Here is a 24,647-nt window from a genome sequence, read left to right as displayed (position 1 = left end):
GGATGGGAATGAATTCGAATGTATGGAAGTCTGCAGGACTTCTGGCGGGCTGCATCGCTTTGCTGTTGTGTATAGCGGCTAGTTTGTTATTCGGGGCGACTCATTACAGCGTACCGGTTGCGTGGCAAGCGGCCTTTCACTACGATGAGACGGTGAACGAGCAGATCATTATCAGGACAACCCGAATACCCAGAGCTCTGATTGCCGCTGTCATAGGAGCAAGTCTGGCCATTGCAGGAGCGCTCATGCAAACCTTGACCCGCAATCCGCTCGCTTCGCCCGGCACGCTTGGGATCAATGCGGGCGCGAGCTTTATTGTGGTGCTGGCGGCCATCGCCTTCTCCGTGTCTTCCATGCAGACGCTGATGTGGCTGGCCTTCGCCGGCGCCGCATTCGGGGCGGTGATTGTCTACGCGCTCGGCTCCGTCGGACGTGACGGACTCACACCCCTGAAGCTGGTGCTGGCAGGTGCCGCTATGACGGCCCTCTTCGCCTCCTTCACCCAAGCGATCCTTGTTTTGAACAGCGAGGGCCTCAGCACCGTGCTGTATTGGCTGACAGGAACGGTAGCAGGCCGTTCACCCGAAATGCTGCGCATCGTCATTCCGTATATCGTGATGAGCTGGATAGCGGCCTGGATCGTCGCCCGGGACTTGAACGTTCTGATGATGGGCGAAGACACGGCCAAGGGTCTGGGACAGCGGACCTTCCTGCTGAAAATCGTAACGGGTGTCATTATCGTGATCCTTGCCGGGTCCTCGGTATCCGTGGCCGGCCCGATCGGCTTTATCGGCATTGTCATCCCGCATGCCGCCAGGTTTATCGTCGGCATTGATCTCCGTTGGGTGATTCCTTATTGTGCGGTGCTTGGTGCGGTTCTGCTCATCTTGGCCGATCTGGCCGCGCGGTTCATCATGATTCCCGAGGAGGTGCCGGTCGGCGTGATGACGGCTGCGGTCGGCGCCCCGTTCTTTATGTATATCGCGCGAAAGGGGATTGTAAAAACATGAAATCCTACATCCTCTTGCGCTCACAGCAGGGCAGCTGGTCCATCTTGATTCACAAGAAAACCGTGATCCTCTCGCTCGTCCTGCTCCTGCTCGGCATCGTGATCGCGATCGTAAGCACCGGGCTCGGGGATATGTACATTTCTCCTCCGGATGTCATCCGGGCGATAGGGGGAACGGGCGCGGAGTCGTATATCATGGTTGTTCAGCAGCTCAGACTGCCGCGTATTCTTGCAGCCGTCATGGTTGGCGCATCGTTAGCCGCGTCAGGCGCGATTCTGCAGGGAATGGTCCGCAACCCGCTCGCTTCGCCGGACATGATTGGGGTAACCGGCGGCGCTTCCGCTGCGGCAGTCACCTTTCTTACCTATATGGCCGGCCATGTCAGTATACGCTTGCTGCCGGTGGCGGCTATGCTCGGAGCTTTGGCCGCCTCCACGGCTCTGTACCTGCTGGCCTGGAAAAAGGGCGTAACCCCGATCCGTCTCATCCTCGTCGGCATCGGCATGGCCGCGTTAACCACGGCAGCCACAACCATGATGATCCTATTCAGCCCCAAGAACGATGCCGGCCAGGCGTATTTATGGCTGACCGGCTCGGTATATGCCGCCAATTGGGAGAACGTGCTGACCATTCTGCCCTGGAGCGTAACTCTTATTCCGCTGTCCCTCCTGCTTGCCCGGCATGTCAATATCGGGCAGCTCGGGGACGATATTGCAACGAGCGCCGGCAGCTCGGTGGAACGAAATCGGCTCCTGCTGCTTTTGATCAGCGTGGCTCTCGCAGGCTCCGCCGTTTCTGTCGCAGGCGGCATAGGATTCGTCGGACTCATAGCACCGCATATGGCCCGCAAGCTTGTTGGCCCCAGCTTCGACAGCGTGTTTACCGTCTCGGTGCTTCTCGGGGCCCTTATCGTTATGGTGGCGGACCTTGCCGGCAGGACGCTGTTCCTGCCCCTGGATGTCCCGGTAGGCGTGCTCACCTCTGCGGTGGGAGCCCCGTTCTTTATTTATCTGCTGTATACCAAACGAAATTCCGCTTAGGAGGCGACCTGTTATGAATTTCATGGAAACCAAGCTTGATGGCCCGATAGCGGAGCTGATCAAAGCGAGAAGAACGATCCGCTCGTTCAAAAGCGATCCGGTCTCGAGAAGCCTGCTTCTAGAGCTGCTGAACGTCGCGGTATGGGCTCCCAATCATCTGAACAGACAGCCGTGGAGATTTATCCTGTTTCAAGGCGAAGGACGGACGACCTTTGCGAAGGCCATGGTACAAACCTACTCCGCAGAGGATAAAGAAAAGTACGGCCGAAAGAAAATGGAGTATTACCAGGCCGTGCCGGCGCATCTCATCATAGTCATGAAAGAAGATCCCCGCCAGAAGGTGTGGGATGAGGATTATGCCGCCGTCTGCAGTCTGATTCAGAACTTCCAGCTTGCCGCGTGGGAGCAAGGCCTGGGTGTCGTATGGAAAACCAACAACTTCGGCTACGATCCGCGCTTCCGCCATGACGTCGGTGTAAAGGCCGGGGAAAAAATCGTCGGCATTCTCCACATCGGCTATCCAGATATCGTCCCGCCTGTGCAGCAGCGTACGCCTGCCGAGGAGCTGCTGACCGTTATTGAGGAGTAGATCAGGCGCCTGGCTGCCGCCCTCCCTTCCCAAACCTCGTATATAGGTTTATACTGATAACGAACGTTGATAATGATTCTCAACGTTCGTTATTCGCATTGGGTAAGGAAGGTGAAGGCGGCTATGCTGCCAAGTCCAGGTCGTGCCTCAAAATATCCTCTTATTCTCCTCTCTTCTATACATAAACGCAAATTTCTGCGCAGCAGCATGCTGCCGTATCCTAAGCTCCCGGGAGAGCTTATATGCGTCGTGATTCAGGGCAAAGGCCTGCTTCGCATCGACCATGAGGTGTTTCCCCTGCAGACAGGGGAAGCATTCTATCTTGATCCGAAGATGAGGCTGGAAGCGATCCTGGAATCCGCCTATGTGGAATGCTATCTTCTGCTGCTCCACCGTATAACGGTTTCCAGGCAGAAAGAGAGCTGGACCGCCTCCCGTACGGATGAGGACGCCTCCCTGCTTCCCCACGGCAGGCTGCACATCACGACAGGCCAATCCATCGTTGAAGAAACCCGGCGGTTATATGAAGATAGTCGATCGCCTTCAGTCCATCCAGCAGAGATGCGGCTTGCATTCCAGAGCCTCCTCCACAGCTTCCTGCAGCCTGCTCCGGAAGAGCACCGCATAGAGGAAGCGAGCAAGGGAATTGACCAAAGCATCCAGTATATGTACAAGCATTTCCGTGAAAAAGTGAAGCTGGATACGCTTTCCCATATCGCGGGATTGACGCAAACCTCCTATTCCAGAAGCTTCAAAAAAGAAAAAGGCGTGTCCCCGGTGGAATACCTGAATCGAATCCGGATTGACTGCTCGAAGCAGCTGCTCAGACCGGATTGCTCGATTAAGGAGGTTTCCGGACAAGTAGGCTTCGGCAACGAATTTTACTTCAGCCGTATGTTTAAGCGGGAAACCGGCATTACTCCAACCCTATATGTGCGGCGAAAACAGTTGAGGGTAGCGGTAGCGACTTGTTTCCGTTACCAGGATAACCTGCTTGCCTTGGGTGTGGAAGCCGTGGCGGAAATGAACGGGTACAACTATGCCGAGCAAAGCGAGTCTGAGCATAAGCGGCTTGTTCAAACCCAGCTGAACGCCTTGCGGCAAGCCAGCCCGGACCTGATCCTCGCCGATTTCCGGCATATGCCCTTCTACGAGCAATTGAAGCAGATCGCACCTACGGTCATGCTCGAATTCACGGTGGATTGGCGCAAAAATCACCGCAGAATCGCGGAATTGATTGGCCGCGAAAAAGAAGCACAGCAAAACTTCACCCAGCTGGAACAGAAGGTAAGCTATGCCCGTCACCTGCTATCCGACAGCTACGGCCATGAAACGATATCCCTCCTGCGTCTGTACCCCGACAAAATCAGAGTGCAGGGCTCATCGGGCCATCCTGTGAACGAGCTGCTGTACACGGAGCTGGGACTTAAGCCCGGAAGCGCCGTGCCGATCAAGGAGCAGGTCAAGGAGTTCCCTCTGACGAACCTGGCCCCGTTCGAGACGGACCACTTATTTATATTTAAGCATTATCCACCTAGATACGATGAAGAAGTGCTCTCGCAATTGCAAGCAAGCCCTTCCTGGTGCGGGATGCACGCGTACCGCAGCGGTCGGATTCGAATCATAGCGAATTGGATCGCTTTAAGCTGGACCCCGATCGGGCAAAATCAGATCATGGATGAACTGCTGCTGCCTCCATCCGTTTCCGCGGATCTTCGGGACCAGCCACGTTTGCTTCATGAAAAACCTTCTCCAAACGAAACCAGAATTACTTCCACAGGATTTTGCTCACCAGATCGTTGTAAAGCAGGCGCCAGACATACCAGTCATGGCCGGCATTCAGGAGATGGGAGCTGAAAGATACGCCGTCCTTGGCCAGCGCCTTTTGAATGTTCAGCGTACCCCAATAATACTCATCGAAGATTCCAACGCCGATGTAGATGCTCTTGCCGGACAGGGCGGTGTAGTCCGCCGCCATGGTGGAGTCGGGCAGATAGGCACTGAACAGGCCGTAGCTGTCAGCGAAATCCGGGCCCGTCTTCATTACGTCGTGGGTGAAGTAAGCGCCCCTGGAGAAGCCCACCACCGCGCGGTCCGCCGGGTCCCGGCTCACATTATATTTGGCCTCAATCGCAGGAACGAGTACGTTCAGGAAATTATCCCCATTCCAGCCCGTGGCGTAATTGTCAATGCTGACGACGACGAAAGGCTCGCTGCCGCCGGATGCGATCATGTTGTCCATCTGGTTCTGGATCACGCCTTTGCCCGTCCAGGAGTGCTCGCTGGCAGGGTTGCCAGCCCCGTGGGACAGGTACATGACCTTGAAAGGCTTGCCGTCCCGGCTGTAATTATAGGGAAGATACACTGCAGCATAAGCAAAGTAGGGATATCCCCCTTGCCCCATGCCTTCCAGATCGGAGGCCGAGTAGTTCCCGTTATTGTTCACGTACTCCGTCTGGTACTTGAACTCCTCCAGAGTACCTTACGATCCAAGTCCTTTTCATAAACTGCTTGGTTTGCCGGTTTAAACACGTTTAAGGCCGGTCTATGCTGATCATCACCAGCGGCCGCCGGCCTTGACTGCTTAAGCTGCTTCAGGCGCTGCTTTATACCATAAGAAGGGGAGCAGCTGCCGCGCGGCGATCTGCTCCCCCGGTTATTGTGCGACCGCTTTCCGTTAATCCCTTAGTTCATTTGCCCTCGTCGTCGGCCGATGGACCGTAGAGGCCCGGCACCGGAATATCGAGAAGCCGCAAATAAACCCCGAGCTGCGCCCGGTGGTGGACCATGTGGCTTAATCCGAAGGTGCGAAGCGCGATCGCCCGCGGTTGGCGCAGGATGATATGGTCGCCGTTCCGCAAGGTCCATTCCTCACCGAGCGTTGTCTCGTCGCATTCGGCTAACAGCTTCTCAAGCTTGACGACGTTCGTGTCGAATTCCTCCAGCACGTCTTCGCGTCTCCCCAATGGCTCCCGCCGAAGAGGCACGGTCGAAAGATCAAATTCCGTGTAAGCAAAAATCGCTGCCTGCCAGTTCAGCAGATTGACCAGGTGCGTGGCCAGCCCGCCCAGCGTCATCGATTTTACGTGCGGCTTCCAAGTCATCTGCTCTTCGGGCAAGCGCTCCAGAATGCGGCGCGTACTGGCCAGTTCATGCATGGCGTCTCCGATGATCAATTGTTTTACCACAGATTCCCTCTCCTCCCTGATATGGGATGTACCCTTTTCTATACTAGCATATATTGTAAGTTTTCTGTCCATGAATTTGAAGAGAGGGAGCAGCGGCCTCACAGCGAACTGCCCCCTCACAAGAGTGGATCGGATGCCTTACCTCAAGTATCTACCCGTGATCGACTGCTCCGCATGGATGATCTGCGCGGGTGTGCCCTCGAATACCACCTGACCGCCCTTGCTCCCTCCGTCCGGTCCCATATCGATGATCCAATCCGCTTGGCTGATCACATCCAGGTTGTGTTCGATGACGATCACCGTATTGCCGGCATCCACGAGGCGGTTCATGATGCCCAAGAGATGACCTATATCTGACATATGCAGGCCGGTCGTCGGCTCGTCCATCACATAGATGCTGCCCTTCTTATGCAGCTCGCTTGCCAGCTTGATGCGCTGGCATTCCCCGCCCGAGAGCGTGCTTAGCGGCTGGCCGAGTGTAATATAGTTCAGCCCCACATCACTCATCGCCTGGAGCTTTCGCCCAACCTCTTTCAGTTCAAAAAACTCCAATGCCTGCTCCACCGTCATCTCCAGCACTTCGGCAATAGACTTGCCGTTCAGCTTATACGCGAGCACCTCTTCCTTGAACCGTCTGCCACCGCATACTTCGCATGGCAGCTTCACGCTGTCGAGGAAGGCGAGGTCTGTATACACGACACCCAGCCCTTGGCAGTTCTCGCAAGCCCCCTTGGAATTGAAGCTGAACAAGCCTTGGTTCACCTTATTCGCGGAAGCAAACGCCTTGCGTACATCGTCCATCATCCCCGTGTAGGTTGCGGGATTCGAGCGTGTGGACACGCCTACCGCCGATTGGTCGATGACGATCGCATCCGGATGCTGGCGGAGGAATACTTCGTTAATCAGCGTACTCTTGCCCGAGCCGGCAACCCCCGTAACTACGGTGAGCACGCCGGTTGGAATATCTACACTCACGTTACGCAGATTGTGCAGCCCGGCATCCTTGATGGACAGTCTGCCGGATGGCTGCCTGCAATTCTGCTTCAGCTGAAGCGGCCGCTTCATATGGGTGCCTGTCAGCGTCCCCGCCTCCAGCAGGCCTTCGAAGCTTCCTTCATACACGATGGTACCGCCGCGGCTGCCGGCGTGCGGCCCGACATCGACAATATGGTCCCCCACCTTGATCACATCGGGATCATGCTCGACGACGATCACGGTATTGCCCTTGTCCCGCAGCTTCTGAAGCAGCCCATTTAACCGGTGTACATCCCGGGGATGCAGCCCCACGCTGGGCTCATCGAAGATGTAAGTGACATCCACCAGGCTGCCGCTCAGATGCTTCACCATCTTGACTCGTTGGGATTCGCCGCCGGACAATGTATCCGTCTCACGGTCCAGCGTCAAGTAGTCAAGCCCGATATCCACCAGATGCTGCAGCCGCTCTGTCAACGCCCCCACGACCGGGGCGGCGACAGGATCGTCGATCTCCCGAATGACGCGAATGAGCTGCCCGACCTCCATGGAGGAGAGCTCCGCAATGTTGTATCCATTGACCCTGCAGCTGAGCGCGGCCTGACTGAGTCTCGCGCCGCGGCAGCTGGAGCAGGGACCTTCGGTGATGTACGGCGCAACCGCTTTTTGGGTACGCTCGGACTTCGTCTTCACATCCTGCTTGATGTACTTGTTGGTGAACTTCTCAATGATGCCTTCCACCGTAATATTCATTGCCTTCCCGGCAAAATCCATCTCCACTTTCCTCGCCTTGGAGTACAGCAGCTGCTCTAATTCCTCATCCGAGTAATCGCTCAGCTTCTTGTCGGGATCGAAGGAACCCGACTGCACGACCATGTTCCAATCCCAGCCGTTCACCTTATAATCCGGCAGCAGGATGGCCCCTTCATTGAGCGACTTGGACATGTCCAGCGCCTTGCTCATATCGACGCCCAGTCTGCGACCGATCCCGCTGCACTCGGGGCACATGCCTTGCGGATCGTTAAACGAGAACATGTGCGCTTGTCCCACATAGGGCTGACCCGCACGCGAGAAGAGGAGACGGAGAATGGGAGAGATATCGGTAATCGTGCCCATCGTGGAATGAGAACCGCCGCCCAGCCGCTTCTGGTCCACAATGACAGCCATGCTCAGGTTCTCGATCGCGTCTGCATCCGGCTGCGGAAACCGCGGCAGAAAGGTACGGACGAACATGCTGAAGTTTTCGTTGAGCAGGCGCTGTGATTCGGCGGCGATGGTATCGAATACGATCGATGACTTGCCGGATCCCGATACCCCGGTGAAGATCGTGATCTTCCGCTTGGGAATGCGCAGGGTTACGTTCTTGAGATTGTTTTCCCTCGCCCCCGAGATGACGATATACTCCTGATTGGATACGCTCATGCATACCACCCTTCCTAATACTGTTAATTTTAACTCCTATTCACATTGTACCATTCATCGTGCATCAAAAGTGAGGCAGCCTGAACTTCTACCCGCTTTGTTCTACGATTGAGTTGATCGAGACAAGCTTATTCCATCCTTCATTGATCGCAAACCGGCTGTCAGCACAACGAGAACAGGGAGCAGCTGCCGTACCGGCGTTCTGCACCCTCTTCTCATTACGCTTTGGTTATTGTCTTTAATAAATGGTGGGGATCATTCCCCCGTCCATACGGATAGGAGAACCTTTGAATGCGCCGGCATAAGGACTGCACATAAATGCCGTTAGTCTGCCTATTTCAACAGGTTGGATAAATCGCTGCAGCTCAGATTGAGGCAGGTTTGCAGCCATAAACTTCTTCTCTTTTTCCGCAAAAGCCATCTCGTCACCGGGGTAAATCCCATCGATAATCCGGTGTACATTTTCAGTAAGGGTTGGTCCCGGCATGATGGAATTCACTGTAACCTCTGTTCCTCTTGTTAATTTCGACAGGCTTTTTGACAGCGATAGTACCATCGATTTTGTCACAGCATACTGAGGCATCAATCCGGAAGGCATCACGGCTTCTTCACTTGCAATAAATATAATACGGCCATAGTCATGTTTCAGCATGCGGGGCAAATAAAATTTAGACAATCCATTGGCAGCGAGCACATTCGTACGAATGTACTTTTCCCATACTTCATCGTCAACGTCCTCATAGGGCATGACTTCATAAATCCCCATATTGTTCACCAAAATATCAATGTGGGGGTATTTGTCGAACAGAGCAGCCCTTTGCTGCTGGTCCACGAGATCGGCTGCGGCATTCTGGGGAGAGGTGGTCGGAAAATCAGATTTTATCTCCTTTACCGTCCGTTCTACGTCTTCGTCATTTCGTCCATTAATGAGTACATTTACACCTTCCCTAGCAAGTTCAATCGCAATGGCTTTACCTATCCCTTTGGTTGATCCGGTAACGAGAGCCACTTTATTTTTCAATCCCATCTCCATACAGCATGTCTCCAGTCGTTAGCAGTCTTGTTCTTCGGATAGGGATTATCTTACCTTGGTCCGTATGGTTCAGTAACTAGCATCCGGCGCCAACCTTCTTGTTTCACACGCCAATTTGAAGGTGTATCGCCTTCCCAGAGCCGGAAGGCACGATAGAAGGAGTTCTGGTCTTCATATCCGAGCAAGAAAGCCACCTCTTTGATATCCAGCGAGGGGTCTGCCAAATAGGCTCGTGCCTGCTCACGTTTAGCTTGTGTCAGCAGGTGCTTGAAGCTCGTATTCTCGTCATGGAGTCGGCGCTGCAAGGTACGATCGCTCATCCCCAGCTTCTTGGCGACAACCTGAATGTCGGGCCCTTCTGGGAGACTGCGTTGTATCAGCCGTTTGACATTCTCGGAAAGGGAGCGGCCGCCCTGCAGGTCATCCAGCGATCGGTCCAGAACGGGGGTCAGGATGTCCAGCAGCTCTTCATTGAACGAGACAAAAGGACGGTCCAGATCACTTCGATGCAGGATCAGCCGGCTGCATTCAGCCCCCATCCGGACAGAACAGCCGAAGTAAGCTTCAAGTGCCTGCCTATCACCCATGGCGTGCGAAAATTCGACCAACCGCGCAGTCAAAGGCTGCCCCGTACCCCGCCGCCCAAGCTCCAGAAGAAAGGCCAGAGTGATACCTGCCAGCAGGGGCGGACCGGGGTGCTCCTGAAGCCATCCCAGTTCGATCGCTGCGAACTCGCCCTGCTCGGTAATACGCAGGTGTTCGGGGGGACACAGCTGCTTGTAACGCGCCATTCGGTTAAGAGCATCACGGTAGTCGCGTGCATGGTAAGTCGCTAAGACGGTCGGAGGATACTTTGCCGTTTCAAAGACGGTCGCAAGCTTAATGATTCCTTGTGCCGTGTCTCCGATAAGATCCGAAAACGCCTGCCAGATCGCGAAATATTGGTCGGTGGTAACGGTAGGTGAAGTAATCATGGTGTGCGGCAGCCGTGCTTTACGGGCTATGTCTTGAGCAGCAATCCCTAATTGGTGTAATGCTGCCCAGAATCCTGGCGGCAATTTAATACGGTCCGATGTATAAGAGCTCATACCCTCTAGGTCTCCTGTTTATTCGTCTTACCCTCCATTATAGCAGACGGGAGCAGCTGCCGCGGCGGCGATCATCATACGCCGTCCCCCCTCCCCCAATAAAGCGGAAAAAGCAGCCGATCGATCTCGGCTGCCCTTCATGCTCCATGAAGCTATTGTTCCTCCACGGACCGGAGCAGCTTACTTTGCTCCTGACTCCATCAAGATTCGCTCTATTTCTTTAAAGCCTTTTTTTCTCGCGTGCTGCAAAGGGGTTACCTTATCATGGTCCGGAATCGAAACATCCGCCCCGTGATGGATGAGCAGTTGTACCGTCTGCTGCTGTTTGGGCCCGCCATCATTCAGAATAATGGCTTCTAATAACGCCGTCCATCCAAGATGGTTCACATGATTTACATCGATATCCGTGCGGGTAAGAAGTTCTTCAATCACATCGATATAGCCATGTTCGGAAGCAGGGATTAATGCGGTTCCTCCGAACCGGTTCGTAAGGGTCGGGTCTGCCCCCGCGTCAATCGTCAGCTTTAAGATTTCGATATAGCCTTCTGCACCAGCATATAAGAATGGAGTATTTTTCATATGATCCTGAATGTTGACGTCCGCGCCAGCCTCTAGGAGCACCTTTACCGTTGCCACATCATGGTTGTATGTCGCGATCATCGCAGGGGTCCTTCCCTTCGAGTCCTGCACGTTCACATCGGCGCCCTCTTTCACCAGCCTTCGTACGGAATCCGCATCTTTACGTTCAGCAGCTTGAAGCAATGAATGGTTCATATACTGGCCCTCCGTCTTCATAGTTTCTCCTCTGTCCACTAACGCACAACCCTGAAGGATGAATATACATCCTATACAGATCATCAGCCACTTCGGCATGATTCTCATTCACCTCTTGATTCCAGCTGTGTTTAGAATACAGGATAAGGATAAAATATACTCGAACAATGTATAAACAAAACCTAAACGGAAGGTTAAACTTTTGGAAAGTATCGCCCTCAAACCAAAAAAGCCGCAGTTACGCGGCTTTGTCAGGAACTAGATGTTCGCCGGTCTATACTTGCGGATCTTCCTGTTTACCATGGAAGCTGACTATCCATGTAGTAGAAGCCGCCCGTAGGACCATCTTCAGGCAGAGTAGCCAGAAGCACGGCCGTCTTCGCCCCATCCTCTGCTGAGAGCTCCGCTTTCTCCCCGCCCATCCGGGTTTTGACCAGGCCGGGATGCGCCGAATTGACCTTGAGTTTTGTACCTTGCGCTTGCTGTGCCCAATAGGCCGTAAGCATATTCAGTGCTGCCTTGGATGCCGAATACGCGGGGGTGGCAATTCGCTGTGCCAGCTCATTGGAGAGCAGGAACTGTATGGAGCCCAATGCGCTGCTCTGGTTCACAATGCGGCCGGCTTCGCTCTTCAGGAGCAGCGGCAGCAGTGCTTCCGTAAGATGGTAAGGACCGAAGGTATTGACCTCAAACGTATCGCGGAATGCATCCCCTTCGTACTCATCATTTTCCACCCAAATCCCCGCATTGTTAACCAGGATATCCAAGCGGCCGTAGGTGTTATGGATCCGTTGGGACAGAGCCGCGATATGTTCCGCATTCGTCACGTCCAGCTCTACGCCAACCGCATCCATACCTATCCTGCGCAATTGAGCTGCCGTTTCATCAGCCGTCGACTGGTTGCGTGCCGCGACCAATACGGTGATGCCTTGTTCCCCCAACTGTCTGGCGACTTCATACCCGATTCCTTTGTTTGCCCCTGTGACCAATGCAATTTTGTTTGTCATTTTCATTTTCTCCTCAGGAATAGTTGTTTTTTTATTTGTTCATCGTGATCAAGTCCGCTGTCTTCACATGACGTACACGTTCCAGATGCTGCACATAAGCGGCCTGGCTTTCGGCCAGCTGCTCATCCGTAATATGCTGCGCATTATGGATGGCAAAAGGGGACAGATAATGGGCACTTACGTAGTTGGCGAGCGCCTCCACCGGTTTCGCGATATCCCGAATCGTAAACAGATTGTAGCCGCCCGGCTGATACGATGCGGAGGTCCCCGCCGTTGAGATGGCAATGCCGATTTCCTTGCCCAACAGGTGCTCCCCGCCGGGGCCGAACGCCCAACCGTATGCCAATACCTCATCAAACCACTGCTTCAGAAGCGGAGGTGTGCTGTACCAATAGAGAGGGTATTGAAAAATAATCCGGTCATGGCTGTCGAGCAGCGCCTGTTCTTGGGGAACATTAATGCTGCTATCTCTATAGAGCTCATACAGATCATGTACCGTCGTATCCGGCTGCTCCCTCATGGTGTCGGTCAAAGCCCGGTTAATACGGGAGTTTTGCAAATCCGGGTGGGCCACAATAATCAATGTTTTCATGTCATTCGCTCCTTTGTTTTACCCATACGGGAATGACCGTTCTAAATATCTCAAAAAAATTTGTATCTGTTTATTTCTCTAAAATTTCCATCGTCAGTACGGAAATACGCTGAAGCTTTTCCTTCGGTACCGAGGTCCGGGCCATCACTCTGAGTCCCGTTAAGGCGTTATGCAGATACTCGGCCAACTCCTGCGCTTCATACTGATCGGAGAACTCGCCGTTCCGCTGTCCCCAGGACACAACCTCCACCAGCAGCTGCTCCACCTTTTCGAAGGCAACAACAGCTTTGGCATCCACCTCTTCATCTCGGCATGCCAATTCCACAGCTGAATTTACAAACATGCATCCGAGCGGCGCACCCTCTTCACCCTTGCTCATGAAGTCGAAGATGAACTGGAGTGCTTCCCTGGCTGTCTGCGATTGTTTGACCCCTGCCGCCAGTTTGGCGTCGGTACGGTTCTCGAACCGGTCCATCGCCTTAAGAAACAACGTGCGTTTGTCTGTAAATGTATCGTAAATGCTTCGGCGATGGATCCCCATATGCTCGACAAGATCACTCATCGACGTCTTCTCGTATCCCTGCTCCCAGAAAAGCCTCATGGCTTTATCCAAGACGGCATTTTCTTCAAATTCCTTGCTTCTGGCCATTGTACTTCCCTCCCACACCATCATACCATTTTGGGAATGACCGGTAAAGAATAGAGTCGGCAGCCTGCTTCAGGATTCGACGCCGAACATGGTGAACCCGAGCAGCTGCTCCGTTTCGGCATCGACTACGGCTTTCAGAAGGCCCTCGGTCTGTTTCAGCTGGCGGGCCCGGGGTGAAGCTGTGACAGGTAATTTGGTAGTCTTGACGGTATAGCCCAATTTCAGAGCCTCCGTCTCTGTCAGTCCGACATGGGATTACGGAGGGTCTATGAATACCGAGTAGGGAACCTGCTTGCGGTCCAGCGCCGTCCGCTGCCGGCCTCCGAACCATTGATCCTTCACGATCCGAAAATCGTCGAGGGAGATATACGTAAACTGAGGTCCCCCATTCACGTCGCCTAGTGCCCAGATGTGTGGAACATTCGTCTGCAGCTTCTCGTTAACCTAAATGAATCCGCGTGCCGTTCGGCTGATCCCGGCCGCTTTCAGATTCAGCTGATCCGTTTTGGCCATTCTGCCGGCTGCAACCAGTACCGCATCGGATGATGAGCGCATCCACTTTATGAACCATTTTGATCACTCCCCGCTTACTATGGATCAAGTACCTATCCCTCCATCTAGCAGCTCCATGAATCAACCAAGCTAACTTATCACCAGCTTTCCACCAGCAGCGCTAATCTCGTCGTTCTCGTTCAATGTAGAATGATCGTTCTTTATTGGATGCAGGTGGATTCTTTTTCCTGTAACTTCATCCTACCATATTGGGAACGATCAGCAAATAATCATTTTTTACTGACCGTTCTCGATTAGTATCCTTGCTGGCTGCGTTGGAGGAAGGGATAACTTTATGAAGCAAATCAGTCGTGCTGCTTTCAGTCGAAATGAAGAGGCCTCCAACAGAGGCTCCGCATTAGTTTAATGGCTAGAAGGAGATTTCTTGATTCAAAATAACTTCCTTGGGACGGGACTCCATGGGTCGAGCATACGGAATTAAGGAAAATTCCAAGCCTGCAATATCATCGGGCAAACGAGGGGTAACCAAAAAGCTTAATTGGCTATGTCCTCCACCGCCATGAGCTCCATTTCTGCGAATGTTATATGGCTGTGGTCCGTTCACCATCAGCAGTAATTGAGGACGGATATGACCAATATTTTCTTCAAGTTGACGGAGAGTAATCTCTAGGAACACGATGCTTCCATTCTCATGCTGCATAGCATGTGTTAGTTCGTACTCGAAACCATCAAGAATTTTACTTTTCATAAGAGGTAAGACAGTCAGCAATTTTCCTGGCCCGGCAGGTAACTGATGAGAGACGTCTCCCTCTGTAAGACTATGAAGAGTTCCAATAATCTGAGCGATCTCCATATCAAAGTCCGCTGCCCACTGTTTGACAATTTCTCTGGGAGGAAAATATCTTTTACCTTTTGTAATTTTCATTCGTTCCATTAGAAGTTTTAGAATGCTTTCATCGATAGCCTTGATCTCATCATTATATTCACTTGGAATCAATTTCAGTTCGCTCCAGCTCACTAAGACGCCTCCTCTATTCGTAAATTTTGCACATCGTATTGCCCCATAGTAACATGCAATTCCACTTCCTGCCTTATGAACGTCACTCGTTACTTCAATAATCAAACTCTCTTGGAAATCACCCCATATGTAATTTTATTACAATTAATGTTTTATTTAGGATATAATAGAAGTACATCTAACGGGAGGGGTGCCGCCATTGTTCTACTTTACATTAAAGCCTTTATTCAAATTCATCGCGATCGGACTCTTTATCTTTGGCCTTTATGCCATTATCTCGTCGTTACTTGCCCTCTTTTAGACTTTATAATAACAGGAGCTGCCGGTCGTGTTGGCAGCCTTTTTGTTGCAACGCGCTAACGTTCTAAAAAAGCTTAATCAGCCTTCACTGACAAGAACTCCAACAATAACATCCGAACTTCCTCATTGTTCTCATATCTACGATTGAACTCCTTATACTCGCTCATCCTCCCCTCGATAAACTTGTACTGCGGATACCAAGTAAAGAATGACAGCTTTATATAATCGATTTGTATTTGGGGGATTTCATTCGATTTACCAGTTAAGACGTAACTTAAAGTGCCGGCAATAACCATACAGTATTCGGCAAAATCTGCATTAAAACATATCGCTTGCCCCCCTAGTTTTTGAAAGTCATGACGAAAATCAACCATCATTTTACTTATATCTCTGGAAGGGAAGGGTGTGGCTATATTCATCTTTTTTAATTTTTGAATCCTTGGATCCGTATTGCTGGAAAGCCAATCGGGGCCTTCCCTTTCCCTTTCCTCTGGAACTTCGGAATATGAGACCGATACTTCCGGTAAGTAGGCATCACTGTCAATCGGTGGCGGCAGAAATACAGTCGGTACAGGCTGCCATGGCTTGCGATGATAAGCAACAATCTCTCCGACTTCTTCTTCGTCAAATGAAATGCCGCTTTGTCCAATGAAATAATTTACCGTCTTATCTTTCAAAAAGTCAGATACTTGTTCTTTTTTCGCACCTGGCAGCTCAATAAAATCCTTATTATCAAGTTGAACATACTTCTTAATGATTGGCGATTTACTTAGAGCAATGGTTACAGCCTCTTTAAAGGAGGAGGCCGCTATCCATAATTCATTTCGATCCAAAGAGAATCCAAAAATATGCATTCTTTCACCTCGCGATTGGGTGTTACAAAAACTATCAATATTACCACATAATGAAACCCATTACCCCAGTACCTCTTTACAGAATGGAACAGATGCCGCGCGGCATCTGTTCCCTGGTTGTTGTGCCATCGTTTCCCTTCAGCAGAAAAAACGGCAGCCGATTCGCTAGCCGGCTGCCGTCGTGGGTTGATTCCGTTTTCGTTATTCGCCAGTGTAACCATACCCCATCTAATCACATCATAAGACCGTGTCTTGCCAAAGAAATGCCCCATCTTGGCCCATCTGGCTTGTTCATCCGTAGGCCACTCGTTATAACTTTCCTCTTTCATTTACATCATCCTTCTACCGGCACATACATACGAATAATCCTATCTTACCACGAAGCATTGAATAATAAGGCAAATAACCGCCGCGTTATGACAAAGGTCAATACTCCTGCAAAAACCGTCCATAACAAACTACGCGTTTTGACCGCAGCCAGCATAGATACCACGGCTGCGAGTCCTTCTTCGTTCAGCGTAATGTTCACTTTATTCTCATCCATAAATAATGCTTGCCCAACTAAAGCGGATAAAATGGCAATCGGGACAACATGCAGCCAGTTTTGCACGTTTTCAGATAATTTCATTTTACTGAGGACCATGATGGGAACGACTCGTGGAATGACCGTCACGATAGCCCCCCCAATGACAATTAGCAGTAAATCCCGACTTACTTCCATTGGATCACCACCATCCCCATTGTTGCTGCTGCAACCGTTGCTATAATGAGACTCAAACTGCTTGATAGCCAAACCGAGCAAACCATCACAAGCAGCACTGCAAGAAGACTGACAATCAAGTCAATTCGTATGATTTGCCGTTCCACAATAGAAATGGTTAATAAACCAATAAAAATGGCCGGCAATGCAAATTCCAATCCAAGTGTATCCGCGTTTGTAATCCACTGTGTAAAGAAAGCCCCCGCCAAATTAGCGATAAACCAGTTCACATAAGCTGTAACATTTAAACCGTGAACCCATTTTTCATCGATGCGGCGCTTTTTAGCAGCCTTCTGAATCGCAACACCGAAGGTTTCATCCGTTAACATGGCACCGATTAACATCGTCCGAAACGGGCTGACGTGCCGAACATAGGGCGATAGCGCGGCACTTAGCAGCAAATGCCGCAAATTAACGAAAAAAATGGTTGCTATGACGGCAAGCGGCGGACTGACAAGATACATACCGGCCACGATAAATTGCGCTGAACCTGAATAAACAAATAACGTGAGCAGTACGATTTCCGATAGGCTTAACCCTGCTGTTCTCTGAACGATCCCACAAGCAAAACCAATGCTTAAATAAGCCAATAGTGTTGGAATGCATGCCCGAACTCCATGAAAAAATGACTCATTTGTTTCATTACTTATGTCCATCGCTGGGGAACTGGTATCAAGTTGCATAAGCAAACTCCTTTAATCATTAGAGGTTATTATACTAACCACTAACAAAAGTCGGATAAAAAAACGATTCAAATTGATTTGAACCGTTTTCCTGTGACAATACGGAATAAATCTTTATTGTCTCGCCAAAGAGCTTCGACTCTTGCCTCTCCAATTTCATTCGTTACCGCCGCAAAAATAATATCATGTCCAATATACTCCAGGGCAACCAAAACAAGAGCGGGGTCTTGTGTTTTGATAGCCCAACCTGCGGTAGTCGGGGAAAAGTTCGCAATAATAACCTCTTCATTATCACGGGCTGCAATCGTTAGGCGGCCATTAGTCCGTTCCTCTGCCACTTTAGGAGACATGTAATCGTGGTGTGTCGTGTACCCAAGCGATGTGTCAGGAGCACCGAATAAAATGGATGTAACCGACAAACCCTCCTTTACTTTTCGTAACACGGCCTCCTCAATATGTGGAATTTGGGGTGCCCAGACTGATAACCAAATTTCCTCTTTTGCACGAATAATTAAATCATTCATTTCAGCAAGTACATTCTCATCACCAGCAATCCGGTGAATGGTGTCGATCTCTTGCTCACTTTCAAGGGCAGACAAGTTCTTTTCCAGGTAATCAAAGGTTTGCTCAAAGTTCCCTCGAAGACGAGAGACCAGTTCCTTTGCCGGGAGTGGTGCATAGTTTACAGGCTCAGATGGCACAATGTATACCGCCCCTTTATCAAGCAGCTTTCCAAGAACCTCATAAATCATTGAACGTGGTACACCGGATCGTTTACTAATCTCATATCCGGTAATCGGTGAATATTTCAACAAACTGATATAAGCTTTACATTCATACTGGGAGAATCCCAGCTTCTGTAATTCTTTAAAGATATCCTCCATAATAACATCCCCTCTCTATACGATTTTGTAGTAGTTAGCTCCATACTCACTACAGTTTCAGATAGTAGTTAGTTTAATACTTACTAAAGGAAAAATCAAGGAATTTTTCATGTTCTTTTTTTCTGCTGCAGGGGGCGTCCAGCTGTACACGCCATGTTTATCATATCTAAAAAAAGAAGCTGCCTCATCAACGAGACAGCTTCTTTGTATAACTCAACGAGCGGAAATCCCGTTCGACCCGACCATCTACTTTACTTTTTGCTGCTCAGATAAGATTCTTTATACTCTTTCATGATCTGCTCGCCGCCCGCTTTCTTCCACTGTTCCACGGCTTGCTTCCAGCCGTCCTCGTCGATTTGGCCCATGATGAATTTCGTTTGGGCATCGGTGATCTGCACCTCAAGCTCCTTGCCGCGCTCATAATACATCGTGGAGTCCAGATTTAGCGCAGGATTCGTGACAATGTACTGCTCATTTTCCTTCCCGATTTGGGTTCCCTTCCGGAACAGCTCCGGCTGCTTGGATGGCTTCGCGATGTTATACTGTTCGCCGCGCTGAGGCAGTGTATCCCGGTACGGCTTCACTTCCTTGGCTTCCGCATCACGGTCGATCACTTCGGTGAACTCGCCCGCATCCTTCCAGTGTCTCCCTTCCACCCCTTTGACCAATAAGGTGGCCATCTCAGGATCCATCAGCTGATCGATGAATTTCAGGATACGCTTCATTTCCGCCTCGGTCTTGACCGTGGCCTTCGGAATGGCCAGGAACCCCGCATTGCCCGTTCTCTCCCGGCAGACGTCTGCCGCCCGGTCCTTCCACCGGCGCCACATCAATGACGGCCCCCGGAATGACCTTGGTGATTTTATCATGCCAGGATTGTGCATTGCCGCCGGAATAGCGGAAGCCGGCTCGGCCGGAATCGTACAATTTATCCATCTCGGTCGAATCGACGACGGGGAAGTCCTGATTGATCAGCTTCTCCTCATACAGCCGCTTGAACAGCTTCATCACATTGTAATAGGGCTCGGTCATAAAATCCGGGGTGAAATTCCCCTCCGCATCCACCTGCCATTTGTTCGGGCCCCCTTGGGAAACGGAAATGCGGGTGAAGGTCGAGAAGGCTTCCTGGTTATATTTCTTGTCGAGCAGAATGCCGTAAGTATCGTCCTTGCCGTTCTTATCGGGATCGTTCTTCACCAGAGCCTTGACGACGATGTACCAGTCATCCAAGGTTTTCATCGGCTTGAGGCCAAGCGAGTCGAACCAGTCCTTGCGGTAATGCAGAGTGGAGCGGCCAAGCTCCCGGAATAACGGAACGCCGTATATTTTCCCCTGCACATTGATGTTGTTGTAGAACTGCGGATTCTGCGCGGAAAGATTCTTGTAATCTTTCAAATAAGGTCCGATCTCCCAGAACAAGTCCGACTTGAGCGAAGCGATCGTGGTAGGATTGTAGCCCAGCTTCATTAACTTCGGCAGCTCACCTGATGCGATCATGACATTGATCTTCTCGTCGTAGGCGGACGTCGGAATCCACTGAATATCCAGCTGGGTATTGGTGTACTTCATGATGGCCTGCTCGATCTCATTGCCCTTGGCCGGAATCTCACCCACTTGATTCACAACCAATGTGAGCGGATAAGGCTTGTCCTCCGAAAGCTCCTGGCCGGCCGCTTCGCTGCCCCCGCTGCCGCTGCATCCCGATAATACACTTACACTGAAGAGCGTAACTCCGATGAATACATTGATTTTCTTTTTCATATCCCGTAACCCCTCCAACTCGTTTCAGCCTCATGCCCACACCTGATGAACAACAAAAGTCAAAAAAAGAACGATATTCTATCCCTTCACGGATCCTAACAGTACGCCCTTCGAGAAGTGCTTCTGAAGGAACGGATACACAAGCAGAATAGGCAGAGTAGCGAACACGATTACGGCCATACGAATCGTAAGCGGCTGAATATCCGCGTCATCGATATCGGTATCACCGATTCTTCCGGAGGCCAGGATGACAATCTCTCGAAGAAGAACCTGAATCGGCCATTTGGTATTGTCATTGATATACAGAATGGCGTTAAAAAACTGGTTCCAATGCCCCACGGCATAGAAAAGAGCAAAGGTGGCCATGGCCGGCATGGAGAGCGGCAGGACGATCCGGAACAGAATCCCCAAGTCGTTGCATCCGTCAATCTTGGCGGAGTCTTCGAGCCCATCGGGGATCTGCTGAAAGAAGTTCTTGAGTACAATCAGGTTAAATCCGCTGATGGCCGCAGGAATCATCAATGACCACAGCGTATTGGTCAGATGCATTGCCTTGACAACAAAATAGGTCGGGATGAGACCTCCGCTGAAGAGCATGGTGAATAATACGCCGAGCAGAATATACTGTCTGCCCCGCAAATGAGTCTTGGCCAACGGATAGGCCATCAGCGAAGTAAACACCAGATTAATCAACGTCCCTACGACGGTGATATAGATAGAAACCATCATGCTTCGCCACAGGGTGTCCGTAGAAAAAATGTAACGATACGCAGACAGCGACCATTCCTTTGGGTACAAGATCAATCCGCCCTGCGCCACCTGTGCAGGACTGGTAAACGATATGGCAAGAACGTATACGAATGGAATGACGCAGGCAATGGCGATCAGCAGCAGAATGGTCCCGTTCACCCAATCGAAGAGGCGATTGCCCAGCGTTCTATCATGATTCATAGCCTTACCCTCCTTCTCTCTCCATGGGCTGCCATCAATACACACCTTCCTGTCCAAAGCGTTTGGCCAGCCAATTGGAGCCAAGCACTAGACCCAAGCCTACGACGGATTTGAATAACCCGACCGCAGCACTGTAGCTGTACTGCGCTTGTGTCATGCCTTTCACGTAAACATAAGTATCGAACACATCCCCGACATCGCGGTTCGTTGGCGTCAGCATCAGGAAGATATGCTCGAAACCCGAGTCGAGAAAGTTACCGAGGCGCAGAATGAGCAGAATAATGATCGTACTGCGGATCGCCGGCAGTGTGATATGCCACAGCTGCCGCCAGCGGCCGGCCCCGTCCATGCGGGCGGCTTCATATAACTGCAGGTCAACGCCGGCCAAGGCGGCAAGAAAAATAATCGTGCCCCAGCCCACTTCCTTCCAGATGGATTGGGAGATGATCATCGTACGAAACCAATCGGGATCCAGGAGGAAAGCGATTTTTTCCCCTGTAAGTCGGAAGATGATTTCATTGAGCACCCCGTTCTCGGTCGTCAGCAGCAGATAGAAAATACCGACGACAACCACCCACGATACGAAGTGGGGAATGTAAATGAGGGTTTGTACGAACCGCTTGTACCCGCCGGAGCGGACCTCGTTGAGCATCAAGGCCAGAATGATCGGCATCGGAAAGAAGAACACGAGATTATACACGGCCAGCAGCACGGTATTGCGGAACAGCATCCAGAACTGGGGCTCAGCGAAAAAACGTTCAAAGTGCTTCATCCCAACCCAGGGACTGTTCAGCATCCCGAGGTGCGGCTTGTAATCCTGAAATGCCATGGTAACCCCGTACATGGGCACATATTTAAAAACAATAAAGTACGCAATGCCCGGCAGCAGCATCAGGTAGAGCCACCGGTCCCGCAGGATATCCCTCATCAGTGTGCGGATCGCACTTCGTTTGGTGGGGGCCGGTTTGGGCCTTGCCAAGGTTGAATCCAGCGCCATTCTCTTGCTCCTTTCACTTGGGTAATGTCCCCATTATGCAGCCCGATGTCATTGCCCGCTATACTCGCCGGTTAACTTCATGGGTGGAGCAAGCCTCGTATGCCGTTCGGATAACCTCGGATATGCACGGCATAACCTGCAGGCCTTGGACGCATTTAGCTTTCGGGCGGCCTGCTGTCGTTTTGCAGGTTTTCCCGATACTGCCCCGGCGTCACACCGAACAAACGGCGAAAGTTGCGAATGAACGAACTGTTGTTTTTGTACTGCAGCTTGTCGCTGATCTCCGATATTTTCATCGATGTCGTTTCGAGCATAAGCTTGGCCATCTTCATCCGGTATTCCGACAAGTAGTCGCTGAACGGCAGACCGACCTCCCTCTTGAACACGCGGCTGAGATAGACAGGGTGGAAATTCAGCGTGCCGGCACAGAGCTCAAGCGTCAGGTCCTGATCGTACTGCTCATGAATCATGGCCAGCATCCGGTCGGCGATATTGATGTATTGGGTCTCGGATTTGTCGGCCAGCAGCCCTATGACCGGAGCGAACAGTCTGGCTTCGAACCACAAGCTGATCTCCTCGCGGGTCTGCATCCGCAGCAGGCGCTCGACGACTGCTTCCCCTTCGACCACCTTCCTCACGGAAATTCCCTGCTCCTGGACGATCTGCAGAATGCGCGATACGAGTTGAACCAAGAGAATCCGATGCTCCTGAGCATAGAGCTCTTTGTTCAGGACGGCATCCAGGTACTGCTGGAACAATCCGTTCACCCTCTGCAGATGGACCTCCCGCAAGGACTGAATAATCTGCTCTTCGATCAGCTTCAGATGAGAATAGACGACCGTCTCGCCTGTTCCCTTGCTCACGCTGTCCTCGAAGTGCACGATGATATCGGGGCCGAGACTGATCCGGCTTTTGAGTGCCTCGAGACATTCACCGTAGGCCAGGGGAGACTCGGATAATTGAGTGAACGGGCGGCTGATCCCTATACTGACCGTCAGCTGCAGATATTGTTCTACCGTAGATTTAATCTGCTCGGCCGTCCGATAAAAAAACGACCGCAGCTCCTGCACATCCTCTGTCTGGGACGCCAGCAGCGTAATCTGCGATTCATTCAGCAGGATGGGGCTGAACCGGGTCTGTGCAGGCAGCAGCTCATCGACGATGTTATTAATTGCAAAGAGCAGCAGTTCCCGGTCCTGCTCTTTATAACGGGTGTTCCTCAGACTGTCGATTTGAAGGGTGAGCACGCCAAGCTGATTCCACTCCGTTGGGAAGCCGTAGGAGGCCGTACGGAAGGCAAATTCGTTGTCCGACATTTGGCCGGTGAACAGCTTCAGTACACAAAATTCCTTCAAGCTTCCGGCTTGTCCCTGCATCAGCTGCTTTAGATTGGTTTTGGATACGGCCAGGGATTCGATCCTTTGTTTGATGAAAGCAAGTTCATCCTTGCGCCCTCTCTCCGGCTCCCCATCCTCACCGATTTCTTCCGTATAGACGAGAAGACTGCGGATCGGAGAATACATTTTCCTGCTGCCGAAGTAAGCCAGAACCAGTACAATGAGCAGAATCACCCCGCAAACCGCTGCGGTAAAGATCCCAATGGTCTTCGTTTCACGTGTGATCGCCTCATGGGATACTACCGAGACATAGGTCCACCCGTTGTAGCCGGATGTCCGGTACATGACACCGACTTTCCGATCGTTCACCTCCGCATAGAAGAAGCCTTGCGCTTGGCCCAGCTCTTGAACCCGCCGTCCGATCGCGCTGTTGATATTCCTGTACGCTTCCGCATCGGAGCGGGAGGAGAGAAACGGGTTGCCCGCCGGATCCAGGATATAATGAACCCCGAGAGTCTCGCTGTGGGTCAGGACACTTCGGATATCATTCGAAGAGATCTGAACAACAAGAAGCGCCTTGGACGGACTGCCCGGAGGAATGAGCGGAATCTTATAAATCAGACTGATGGTTTCGACGGGAGCCCCTGGCAGATCTGCTCCGGCTTCTCCCGCGGCTGCCGTGTCTGTGGCCAGCCGTATGCGCGTGTTCCATGCAATTCCGTCGGATTGGCCCGCGTAGGTTCGGAATGTATCCGCTTCCTCTGAAGTGCTGAGAGGCTTTAGGGCGAGCAGATTCAACACCCAATCATGGCTGAAGTTCACGAGATGCGCCTGCTTCACCACCGCCGTTGACTGCAAATGGGTCAGTTCCGCTTGCAACCCTCGGACTTGAATGAAATCCTGGGAGGTCAGTGCCCGGTCAAGCGTTGATTTCAATAAGGAGGAGTTGACGAATTGAGTCGTAGATTTCTCCAGCGACTGGAGCATCTGCTCCACACGAAGCTGGGTCTGAAGCAGCAGGTGCATGCTCCCTTCATTGACCTTCTCTTCCATTCCCCGTGTAGCGATGTAATAAGAAGCGGCACCGATAAACAAGGTTGGCAGTGCACCAAGAATAAGACTGAAAATGAGTAATCGCAGCAAGTATGTACGCACGAAAGGCTGCCTCCTCCAGATCTGATTGTTCTCATGCTTTCCACGAATGTAATCATTCTTCACAGCCTGC

General features: G+C 51.5%; 25 protein-coding genes and 1 pseudogene. 4 read left to right on the top strand and 22 right to left on the bottom strand.

Going from position 1 to position 24,647, the window contains the following annotated elements; genetic code table 11:
- The first annotated feature begins 8 nt into the window (after positions 1–8).
- Genes PM3016_RS11140 through PM3016_RS11130 form a run of 3 tightly spaced genes read left to right on the top strand, consistent with a single transcriptional unit; the run spans position 9 to position 2,639 of the window.
- On the top strand, positions 9–1,010 hold the full coding sequence (locus PM3016_RS11140) for a FecCD family ABC transporter permease (RefSeq protein WP_014369509.1): 1,002 nt from the start codon (positions 9–11) through the stop codon (positions 1,008–1,010).
- Positions 1,007–2,050 carry a FecCD family ABC transporter permease gene (locus tag PM3016_RS11135; RefSeq protein ID WP_014369508.1) on the top strand — a complete coding sequence of 348 codons (1,044 nt, stop codon included), beginning with the start codon at positions 1,007–1,009 and terminating at the stop codon, positions 2,048–2,050. The genes PM3016_RS11140 and PM3016_RS11135 overlap by 4 nt, the downstream gene beginning before the upstream one ends.
- 13 nt (positions 2,051–2,063) lie before the next feature.
- A complete protein-coding gene (locus PM3016_RS11130) occupies positions 2,064–2,639 on the top strand; it encodes a nitroreductase family protein (protein WP_014369507.1) in 576 nt (191 codons plus the stop codon).
- Between the two features lie 147 nt (positions 2,640–2,786).
- Here PM3016_RS11130 and PM3016_RS38580 read toward each other — a convergent pair whose 3' ends face one another.
- Complete coding sequence (locus PM3016_RS38580) at positions 2,787–3,032, bottom strand: hypothetical protein (RefSeq protein ID WP_187298010.1); 246 nt, start codon at positions 3,030–3,032, stop codon at positions 2,787–2,789.
- Positions 3,033–3,200: 168 nt separating this feature from the next.
- Here PM3016_RS38580 and PM3016_RS37290 point away from each other — a divergent pair, with 168 nt between their 5' ends.
- Positions 3,201–4,496, top strand: coding sequence for a helix-turn-helix domain-containing protein (locus PM3016_RS37290; RefSeq protein WP_187298009.1), 1,296 nt, complete (start codon positions 3,201–3,203; stop codon positions 4,494–4,496).
- Here the strand turns inward: PM3016_RS37290 and PM3016_RS11115 are convergent.
- The 21 genes and pseudogenes from PM3016_RS11115 to PM3016_RS11025 all read right to left on the bottom strand — a co-directional run bounded on the left by PM3016_RS11115 (position 4,408) and on the right by PM3016_RS11025 (position 24,577).
- Positions 4,408–5,085 (bottom strand): alpha/beta hydrolase, encoded by a 678-nt coding sequence (locus tag PM3016_RS11115; protein WP_014369505.1) that lies wholly within the window; start codon positions 5,083–5,085, stop codon positions 4,408–4,410. The genes PM3016_RS37290 and PM3016_RS11115 overlap by 89 nt on opposite strands.
- A gap of 244 nt (positions 5,086–5,329) precedes the next feature.
- Entirely contained in the window at positions 5,330–5,827 is a 498-nt protein-coding gene (locus tag PM3016_RS11110) for a DinB family protein (protein WP_014369504.1), read from the bottom strand.
- A 138-nt stretch (positions 5,828–5,965) separates the two neighbouring features.
- Positions 5,966–8,221: an ATP-binding cassette domain-containing protein gene (locus tag PM3016_RS11105; RefSeq protein ID WP_014369503.1), complete on the bottom strand. Its 2,256-nt coding sequence runs from the start codon at positions 8,219–8,221 to the stop codon at positions 5,966–5,968.
- A gap of 238 nt (positions 8,222–8,459) precedes the next feature.
- Positions 8,460–9,254: an SDR family NAD(P)-dependent oxidoreductase gene (locus PM3016_RS11100; RefSeq protein ID WP_014369502.1), complete on the bottom strand. Its 795-nt coding sequence runs from the start codon at positions 9,252–9,254 to the stop codon at positions 8,460–8,462.
- Between the two features lie 50 nt (positions 9,255–9,304).
- Positions 9,305–10,342 carry a helix-turn-helix domain-containing protein gene (locus tag PM3016_RS11095; RefSeq protein WP_013915650.1) on the bottom strand — a complete coding sequence of 346 codons (1,038 nt, stop codon included), beginning with the start codon at positions 10,340–10,342 and terminating at the stop codon, positions 9,305–9,307.
- Positions 10,343–10,522: 180 nt separating this feature from the next.
- Positions 10,523–11,215: an ankyrin repeat domain-containing protein gene (locus PM3016_RS11090; RefSeq protein ID WP_187298008.1), complete on the bottom strand. Its 693-nt coding sequence runs from the start codon at positions 11,213–11,215 to the stop codon at positions 10,523–10,525.
- A gap of 197 nt (positions 11,216–11,412) precedes the next feature.
- Complete coding sequence (locus PM3016_RS11085) at positions 11,413–12,123, bottom strand: SDR family oxidoreductase (protein WP_014369500.1); 711 nt, start codon at positions 12,121–12,123, stop codon at positions 11,413–11,415.
- Positions 12,124–12,154: 31 nt separating this feature from the next.
- The gene (locus tag PM3016_RS11080; RefSeq protein ID WP_013915647.1) at positions 12,155–12,715 is read right to left on the bottom strand and encodes an NAD(P)H-dependent oxidoreductase; all 561 of its coding nucleotides are present in this window, start codon (positions 12,713–12,715) and stop codon (positions 12,155–12,157) included.
- Between the two features lie 70 nt (positions 12,716–12,785).
- Positions 12,786–13,364: a TetR/AcrR family transcriptional regulator gene (locus PM3016_RS11075; protein ID WP_013915646.1), complete on the bottom strand. Its 579-nt coding sequence runs from the start codon at positions 13,362–13,364 to the stop codon at positions 12,786–12,788.
- Between the two features lie 69 nt (positions 13,365–13,433).
- Complete coding sequence (locus tag PM3016_RS37285) at positions 13,434–13,607, bottom strand: hypothetical protein (protein WP_081473164.1); 174 nt, start codon at positions 13,605–13,607, stop codon at positions 13,434–13,436.
- Positions 13,608–13,619: 12 nt separating this feature from the next.
- On the bottom strand, positions 13,620–13,757 hold the full coding sequence (locus PM3016_RS38575) for a hypothetical protein (protein ID WP_187296737.1): 138 nt from the start codon (positions 13,755–13,757) through the stop codon (positions 13,620–13,622).
- A 529-nt stretch (positions 13,758–14,286) separates the two neighbouring features.
- Positions 14,287–14,895 carry a hypothetical protein gene (locus PM3016_RS11065; RefSeq protein WP_013915644.1) on the bottom strand — a complete coding sequence of 203 codons (609 nt, stop codon included), beginning with the start codon at positions 14,893–14,895 and terminating at the stop codon, positions 14,287–14,289.
- Positions 14,896–15,269: 374 nt separating this feature from the next.
- A complete protein-coding gene (locus PM3016_RS37280) occupies positions 15,270–16,049 on the bottom strand; it encodes a YxiJ-like family protein (protein WP_014369498.1) in 780 nt (259 codons plus the stop codon).
- The gene (locus PM3016_RS38115; RefSeq protein WP_014369497.1) at positions 16,004–16,378 is read right to left on the bottom strand and encodes a hypothetical protein; all 375 of its coding nucleotides are present in this window, start codon (positions 16,376–16,378) and stop codon (positions 16,004–16,006) included. The genes PM3016_RS37280 and PM3016_RS38115 overlap by 46 nt, the downstream gene beginning before the upstream one ends.
- Before the next feature lie 44 nt (positions 16,379–16,422).
- The gene (locus PM3016_RS11055) at positions 16,423–16,770 is read right to left on the bottom strand and encodes an AzlD domain-containing protein (RefSeq protein WP_014369496.1); all 348 of its coding nucleotides are present in this window, start codon (positions 16,768–16,770) and stop codon (positions 16,423–16,425) included.
- Complete coding sequence (locus tag PM3016_RS11050) at positions 16,761–17,492, bottom strand: AzlC family ABC transporter permease (RefSeq protein ID WP_014369495.1); 732 nt, start codon at positions 17,490–17,492, stop codon at positions 16,761–16,763. The genes PM3016_RS11055 and PM3016_RS11050 overlap by 10 nt, the downstream gene beginning before the upstream one ends.
- Positions 17,493–17,560: 68 nt before the next feature.
- Positions 17,561–18,376, bottom strand: coding sequence for a TrmB family transcriptional regulator (locus tag PM3016_RS11045; protein WP_013915640.1), 816 nt, complete (start codon positions 18,374–18,376; stop codon positions 17,561–17,563).
- A 251-nt stretch (positions 18,377–18,627) separates the two neighbouring features.
- Positions 18,628–20,137, bottom strand: a pseudogene (locus tag PM3016_RS11040) (extracellular solute-binding protein).
- Positions 20,138–20,215: 78 nt separating this feature from the next.
- Positions 20,216–21,088 (bottom strand): carbohydrate ABC transporter permease, encoded by an 873-nt coding sequence (locus PM3016_RS11035; RefSeq protein ID WP_013915638.1) that lies wholly within the window; start codon positions 21,086–21,088, stop codon positions 20,216–20,218.
- Between the two features lie 34 nt (positions 21,089–21,122).
- Positions 21,123–22,085: an ABC transporter permease gene (locus tag PM3016_RS11030; protein ID WP_014369494.1), complete on the bottom strand. Its 963-nt coding sequence runs from the start codon at positions 22,083–22,085 to the stop codon at positions 21,123–21,125.
- 155 nt (positions 22,086–22,240) lie between these two features.
- Positions 22,241–24,577, bottom strand: a complete 2,337-nt coding sequence (locus PM3016_RS11025; protein WP_014369493.1) for a helix-turn-helix transcriptional regulator — start codon at positions 24,575–24,577, stop codon at positions 22,241–22,243.
- Between the last annotated feature and the right edge of the window lie 70 nt (positions 24,578–24,647).

It is taken from the genome of Paenibacillus mucilaginosus 3016, from assembly GCF_000250655.1.
GTDB classification, from domain to species: Bacteria; Bacillota; Bacilli; order Paenibacillales; family NBRC-103111; genus Paenibacillus_G; species Paenibacillus_G mucilaginosus.
This window is presented reverse-complemented; position numbering and strand designations above follow the sequence as displayed.